The sequence below is a fragment of the Enterobacter sp. Sphag1F genome, assembly GCF_014193275.1.
In the GTDB taxonomy this organism is placed as follows: domain Bacteria; phylum Pseudomonadota; class Gammaproteobacteria; order Enterobacterales; family Enterobacteriaceae; genus Pantoea; species Pantoea symbiotica.
Window position 1 is genome coordinate 595,841 of sequence record NZ_JACHZD010000003.1, and the last position, 7,125, is coordinate 602,965.

5 protein-coding genes and 1 rRNA gene are annotated in these 7,125 nt (G+C 55.9%); 1 reads left to right on the top strand and 5 read right to left on the bottom strand.

Annotated elements, in window-relative coordinates; genetic code table 11:
* Positions 1–45: 45 nt before the first annotated feature.
* Positions 46–879 (top strand): glyoxylate bypass operon transcriptional repressor IclR, encoded by an 834-nt coding sequence (gene iclR / locus FHW71_RS13470; protein WP_008109838.1) that lies wholly within the window; start codon positions 46–48, stop codon positions 877–879.
* Here iclR and aceK read toward each other — a convergent pair.
* The 5 genes from aceK to rrf all read right to left on the bottom strand — a co-directional run.
* Positions 876–2,609, bottom strand: a complete 1,734-nt coding sequence (gene aceK / locus FHW71_RS13475) for a bifunctional isocitrate dehydrogenase kinase/phosphatase (protein WP_179451800.1) — start codon at positions 2,607–2,609, stop codon at positions 876–878. The two genes, iclR and aceK, sit on opposite strands and share 4 nt — an antisense overlap.
* Positions 2,610–2,660: 51 nt before the next feature.
* On the bottom strand, positions 2,661–3,962 hold the full coding sequence (gene aceA, locus FHW71_RS13480) for an isocitrate lyase (protein WP_179451799.1): 1,302 nt from the start codon (positions 3,960–3,962) through the stop codon (positions 2,661–2,663).
* Positions 3,963–3,978: 16 nt separating this feature from the next.
* A complete protein-coding gene (aceB, locus tag FHW71_RS13485; protein WP_179451798.1) occupies positions 3,979–5,577 on the bottom strand; it encodes a malate synthase A in 1,599 nt (532 codons plus the stop codon).
* Positions 5,578–5,841: 264 nt separating this feature from the next.
* Positions 5,842–6,771 (bottom strand): homoserine O-succinyltransferase, encoded by a 930-nt coding sequence (gene metA, locus FHW71_RS13490; RefSeq protein ID WP_154154813.1) that lies wholly within the window; start codon positions 6,769–6,771, stop codon positions 5,842–5,844.
* Between the two features lie 264 nt (positions 6,772–7,035).
* Positions 7,036–7,125 (bottom strand): 5S ribosomal RNA (gene rrf, locus FHW71_RS13495); the annotation flags it as partial.

Sequence of the window (7,125 nt, forward strand, 5' to 3'; positions counted from 1 at the left end):
TAAAAACGAAAATGGTTTCCAGCATTGATGCGAATTGGAGACGTTATGGCAACCCCTGCGCCCGTTAAACGCGGCAAGAAACCCCGTGCTACAACGACACCCACCAGCGCGCCTGTCGGCGGGCAAGTACAATCTCTGACGCGCGGCCTGCGCCTGCTGGAGCTGATTGCCGAATCCCACGGCAGCGTGGCGCTAACCGAACTGGCGCAACAGGCCGGTTTACCCAACTCCACCACTCATCGCCTGCTCTCCACCATGCAGCAGCAAGGTTTTGTGCATCAGGTGGGCGATTTAGGTTTATGGACCATTGGTTCGCATGCCTTTGTGGTCGGCAGCAGCTTCCTGCAGAGCCGTAATCTGCTGGCAATTGTGCATCCGCTACTGCGCAAGCTGATGGAAGATGCCGGTGAGACGGTGAATCTGGCGGTGCTGGATCTCAGCGATTATCAGGCGGTGATCATCGATCAGGTGCAGTGTACGCAGCTGATGCGCATGTCCGCGCCGATTGGCGGCAAGCTGCCGATGCATGCATCCGGCGCCGGTAAAGCGTTTCTGGCGCATCTCAGCGATGAGCAAGTTACCGCGCTACTGCATCAAAAGGGATTACATCACTACACGCCGAAAACGCTGATGTCGCCGCACAGCCTGAAGGAGAATCTGGCGCTGATTCGTAAGATGGGCTTTTCACATGATGATGAAGAGCACGCGCTGGGTTTGCGTTGCGTCGCGGCGCCGATTTATGACGAACATGGCGAACCCTTCGCCGCCATCTCGATTTCCGGCCCGATTGCGCGCATGACCGACGACCGCATCACCGAGCTCGGTGCGCTGGTAATCCGCGCCGCCAAACAGGTGACCCAAACCTACTCTGGCCGCTAAGCGGCCATCGAAGCATAGCGCGCGCTGAAACGCTGGCTGGCGCGCCACGCAATCACCTCTTCAATATGCCCTTCGCGGATGCGCGTTTGCAGCGCGCGCCACCAATTGGGATCAAACAGTTGCGGATGCAGCGCCTGCAGCAGTTTGCCGGTCGACGGTTCGCTGCACAGCGCATAGCGGAAGGTTTCAGGGAACACATCATCCGGCCCGACGCTGTACCACGGCTCGGCCTGCAGCTCATCTTCTTCATAACGCGCCTGCGGCACATCGCGGAACACCAGCTCGGTCATCGGGCGGATTTCGTCGTAATCGTAAAACACCACGCGGCCGTGACGTGTCATGCCAAAGTTTTTGTACAGCATGTCGCCGGGGAAAATGTTCGCCGCCGCCAGCTGACGAATCGCATCACCGTATTCGCCAATCGCGTGCTGCCGCTGTTCCGGCGAGGCCTGAGCCAGCCACAGATTGAGCGGCTCCATGCGCCGTTCCAGCCACAGATGGCGGATGATCACCACGTCGTCGCGCACCTCGATTTTTTCCGGGATATCGCGCTCAAACTCCGCCATCAGTTCAGCCGGAATACGCGCGCGCGGTAACGCAAAGTGCTCAAACTCCTGGGTATCTGCCATGCGACCGACGCGATCGTGCTCTTTAACCATGCGATAGCAGTCGCGCACCTGCGCATCGGTGACCTCTTTTTGCGGTGCGAAGCGATCTTTGATCACCTTAAATACGCGATCAAAACCCGGCAGCGTGAACACCATCATCACCATGCCGCGAATGCCGGGCGCGACGGTAAAATCTTCCTGGCTGTGCGCCAGATAGTGCAGATATTCGCGATAGCATTCGGTTTTGCCGTGCTTCTGACAGCCAATCGCCATGTAGCGTTCAGCCACGGTTTTGCCCGGCAGAATCGGTTGCAGCCACGCCACCAGCGCGGCTGGCACCGGCGCGTACACCATAAAATAGGCGCGGGCGAAGCCAAACACGATGCTGGCATCATCGCTATCAGTGAGACAGGTATCGATCCACAAACGGCCAGCATCATCGCGCTGAATCGGCAGCAAACAGGGCACCATGCCATTGCTTAGCTGCAGGCGCGCCACGATCCACGCGGTTTTGTTGCGGTAAAACAGTTCGCTGGCGACATCCAGCGTCGCCGTCGCGAGCTGTGCGGCACCGAACTGCTCATGCAAATGGCGCACAATCCAGCCGATATCGCGCGTTTGATCCTGCCACGTTAAGCGCAGCGGAATGTCATTCAGCACCTGACGCAGCGTTTCCTGCCAATTGTGTTGCGGGCGATAAAGACGCGACAACGGGCGCTGGGCAATCGGTGCAGGCGCATACGGCTGTGACGGCAAGATAAACAGACGTTCGGGCGACAGATGGCTGTGGCCCTGCAAACGGCAATAAACCGAGTTGAAGAAGCTTTCGGCGATTTCATGGCGCGGATAGCCGGGTAGCAAGGTTTCGTAATGGCTTTTCACTCGCAGCCAGAACGCGTCATCCCAACCCGAAGTGTCATTGAGAATGCGCAGCTGGTTGGTGACGAGGCCAACGTGGTGATCGTAAAGGTGGATACGCGCTTTCATGGCCTGCTGCACCGCGTGCCAGTCAGCCTGCTCGAAGCGCTGTTGTGCGCCAGCGGTAATATCCAGAAAGCGGCCATACTGCGCGTCAAAACCTTGCAGGATGGTGTGGGCGATCAGCGATTCTCTCGGTGTCATAGGTGACGCTCCGGGGAAATGGTCGCCATGAATGGCGACCCTACGACGGCTTTAGAATTGCGCGGCTTCGGTGGAACCGGTCAACGCGGTCACTGAGGATTGTCCGCCCTGAATGACGTTGGTAACGCGATCGAAATAGCCGGTGCCGACTTCCTGCTGATGCGACGAGAAGGTGTAGCCCTTATCGCGCGCCGCAAACTCTGGCTGCTGCACTTTTTCTACGTAATGACGCATGCCTTCGCCCTGCGCATAGGCGTGCGCCAGATCGAACATGTTGAACCACATGCTGTGAATCCCGGCCAGCGTGATGAACTGGAAGCGATAGCCCATTTCGCTCAGCGCCTGCTGGAAACGCGCGATGGTGCGATCGTCGAGGTTCTTCTTCCAGTTGAACGAGGGCGAACAGTTGTAGGCCAGCAGCTTGCCGGGATACTGCGCGTGGATCGCGTCGGCAAAACGCTGTGCCATCTCCAGATCCGGCGTCGAGGTTTCGCACCACAGCACGTCGGCATAAGGCGCATACGCCAGTCCGCGGCTGATCGCCTGTTCAATCCCGGCATGCGTGCGGAAGAAGCCTTCCGAGGTGCGCTCGCCGGTGATAAATGCCGCATCGCGCGGGTCGCAATCTGAGGTGATCAGGTCGGCGGCATCCGCATCGGTGCGCGCCAGTAATACCGTCGGCACGTTCATTACGTCTGCGGCCAGACGTGCCGCCACCAGCTTCTGAATCGCTTCCTGCGTCGGGACTAATACCTTGCCGCCCATGTGACCGCACTTCTTCACCGCCGCCAGCTGATCTTCAAAATGCACCGCGCCTGCACCGGCCTGAATCATCGATTTCATCAGCTCGAACGCATTGAGTACGCCGCCAAAGCCCGCTTCCGCATCGGCGACAATCGGCAGGAAGTAATCAATAAAATCATTGTCTTCTGGGGATAAGCCGCTGGCCCACTGAATCTGATCGGCACGCTGGAAGCTCTGGTTAATCCGCTCTACCACATTCGGCACTGAATTCACCGGATACAACGATTGGTCCGGATACATCTGCCCGGCCAGGTTGGCATCCGCCGCCACCTGCCAGCCGGAGAGGTAAATCGCTTCTATACCGGCTTTCGCCTGCTGCACGGCTTGTCCGCCGGTCAGTGCGCCAAGGCTGTTGATGTAGCCTTTGCTTGATTCACCATTCAGCAGCGACCAGAGTTTAGTGGCACCGCGCTCCGCCAGCGTACAGGCGGGATTGACCGAACCGCGCAAGTTGACCACATCCTCCGCACTGTACGGACGAGTGATTCCCTGCCAGCGCGCATCATTCCAGCTCGATTCCAGTTGTTTGATCTGTTGCGTACGATTCATCGTCATATCTCCAGGTTCAAGGCAGCAGGCGGTAGCCCGGCAGAGTGAGGAAGGAAACCAGTTCGTCATCGGTGGTGATTTGCGCCATCAGCGCGGCGGCATCGTCGAAGCGTCCGTTCTGGAAACGCTCTGCGCCAACGGTTTGCTGCAAGGCTGCCAGCTCTTCCGCCAGTAGCCGTTCAAACAGCACCACCGTAACCGGTTGGCCATCGCTGAGAATTTGCTTGTGATGAATCCATTGCCAAATGGAGGTGCGGGCGATTTCAGCGGTGGCGGCGTCTTCCATCAATCCGTCAATCGGTACGCAGCCGTTACCGCTGATCCAGGCTTCCAGATATTGCAGCGCTACGCGGATGTTGGCGCGCATGCCGGCTTCGGTGCGCTTGCCGCGACACGGTGCCAGCAGACGCTCGGCGGTGATTGGTGCATCCTGCTCACGCGTAATGTGCAATTGATTAGGTTGATCGCCCAGTCGACGGTCAAACTCCTCCATCGCGATGTCTGCCAGGCCGGGATGCGCTACCCAGGTTCCGTCGTGACCGTTGCCCGCTTCGCGCGCTTTATCTTCTTGCACCTTTTGCGTAACCCATAAATTGCGCTCCGCGTCTTTGCTCGGAATCAGGGCTGACATACCGCCCATTGCCAGCGCACCACGGCGATGACAGGTTCTGATCAGCAGGCGTGAATAGGCATCGAGGAACGGTTGATCCATGCTGATTTGCTGGCGATCCGGCAGGATGCGATCGGGATGCTGGCCCAGCGTTTTGATGTAGCTGAAGATGTAATCCCAACGGCCACAATTCAGGCCCACCACGTGATCCCGCAGTTCCCACAGGATCTCATCCATCTGGAACACCGCCGGCAGCGTTTCGATTAGTACCGTGGCTTTGATGGTGCCGCGCGGCAGATCGAAGCGATCTTCACTGAAGCGGAAGATCTCACGCCACCACGCCACTTCAGCGGCATGCTCGGTTTTCGGTAAGTAGAACCACGGCGCGTGGCCCTTCTCCAGCAGCGCTTCAACGTTGTGGAAAAAGTAGAGCGCAAAGTCGAACAATCCGCCGGGAATAGCCCGATCGCGCCACTCCACATGCTTTTCATTCAGATGCAGACCGCGTACCCGACACATCAGCAGCGCCGGATTGGCACGAAGCTGGTAGATCTTGCCGGTTTCACTTGTGAAGCTCAGCGTGCCATTAACCGCATCGCGCAAGGTTAATTGCCCATCGACCAGCTTCTGCCAGGTTGGTGCCAGTGAATCTTCAAAGTCGGCCATGAAGACGTTGACGTTGGCGTTGAGCGCGTTGATCACCATTTTGCGATCCGGCGGCCCGGTGATCTCTACGCGGCGATCTTGTAACAGTTGCGGAATAGGACGAACCTGCCATGCATTTTCACGAATGGAAGTGGTTTCCGAATCAAATCCCGGTAACTCACCTTGATCGTAACGCTTCTGCCGTTGCTGGCGTGCTTTCAGCAGGCGTTCGCGCTCTGGTGCGAAACGCACTACCAATGCGTGTACAAAGTCGATCGCTTCTGGGGTAAGCAGCTGCTTTTCCGCGTGGGTAAAGGGCTGGCTGAAGGTTAGCGTATTGCTGATAACCGAGTCTGTCATGCGGGCTGCCTCCTGGGTTGATCCATCGTTTAACGATCGGATCCGGATGTAGGGTGTTTTATAACCTGCAAGATCAGAGCATAATGATTTTTATTTTATTTTCAAAAACTATTTCCATTTTTAAGTTTATAGTTATTTATCAGATTGATATTTATGTAATTTAATCTCTCGAATTAAAGGCAATAACTTCCACCCCTGAATAGAAGGCAAAAAAAAGCCGCGATAGCTTTCGGCTAGCGCGGCAGGATCAAACGAGATGTGGAGTTATTCGAGCGTTGGGTTCATCCGACGCAGATCGAACGGCGTGATCTGATAAACGTAGTAGTTCAGCCAGTTGGAGAACAGCAGGTTGCCGTGACTGCGCCATGTAGCGCGCGGTGGCAGTTCTGGGTTGTCGTGCGGGAAGTAGTTGAACGGCACTTCCGGCTGCAGGCCTGCATCGTAATCGCGATGATATTCACCTGAAAGCGTTAAAGCATCGTACTCAGGATGGCCGGTGACAAACGCCAGGCGCTTGTCTTTACTCGCCATGAGATACGCGCCGGTGGATTCTGATTCGGCAAACAGCTCGAGATCGGTGTAATCACGGATCAGCTGGCTGGGGAAATCGGCATAACGTGAATGCGGGGCCAGGAAATTGTCGTCAAAGCCACGCGTCAGTAACGCGTGTGGATGCAGGATTTGGTGTTCATAAACCCCGGACAATTTGTTCTGCCGCGTCTGCTTAGGAATGCCATACAGAATGTTGAGTGCCGCCTGAACCGCCCAACAGACAAACAGCGTGGAGGTGACGTGTTCATTCGCCCAGTGCAGCACGCGCTGGATCTGTGGCCAATACGCGACATCATTGAAATCGACCAATCCCAGCGGCGCGCCAGTCACAATCAGTCCATCGAAATTATCGTTTTGGATGTCTTCAAAGTTGCAGTAGAAGTTGTTCAGATGCTCTGTCGGCGTGTTGCGCGACTCGCGGCTATCAATGCGCAGCAGCTGCACATCAATCTGCAACGGTGAGTTTGAGAGCAGGCGCAGGAACTGGTTTTCTGTCTCAATTTTCTTTGGCATCAGGTTAAGAATCAGCACTTTTAGCGGACGGATCTCCTGAACACTGGCGCGCGACGACGTCATGACAAAGACGTTTTCATCACGCAAAAAATTCACTGCCGGTAATTCGTCGGGAATCCTGATTGGCATAACCTGCTCACCTCTTACTAATAACCGTATAAACGTTTAGACATCCAGATGCCCGACATTAGCGTGTTATGTCGAGAATGTCGAGCCTTCATGCGGTTTATGAAAATGTTTCAGCTTTAGGTGGGATTTAGGAAAATAGTTAGGGAGATGAGTATGTCATGTGCGAATTTTAGCTTCAGGATGGTACTAAACCTTAAGCAGTTTTCTAAATTTCAGATGTAAAAAAGCCCCGAACTTTCGTTCGGGGCTTCTTCACTATTTGATGCCTGGCAGTTCCCTACTCTCGCATGGGGAGACCCCACACTACCATCGGCGCTACGGCGTTTCACTTCTGAGTTCGGCATGGGGTCAGGT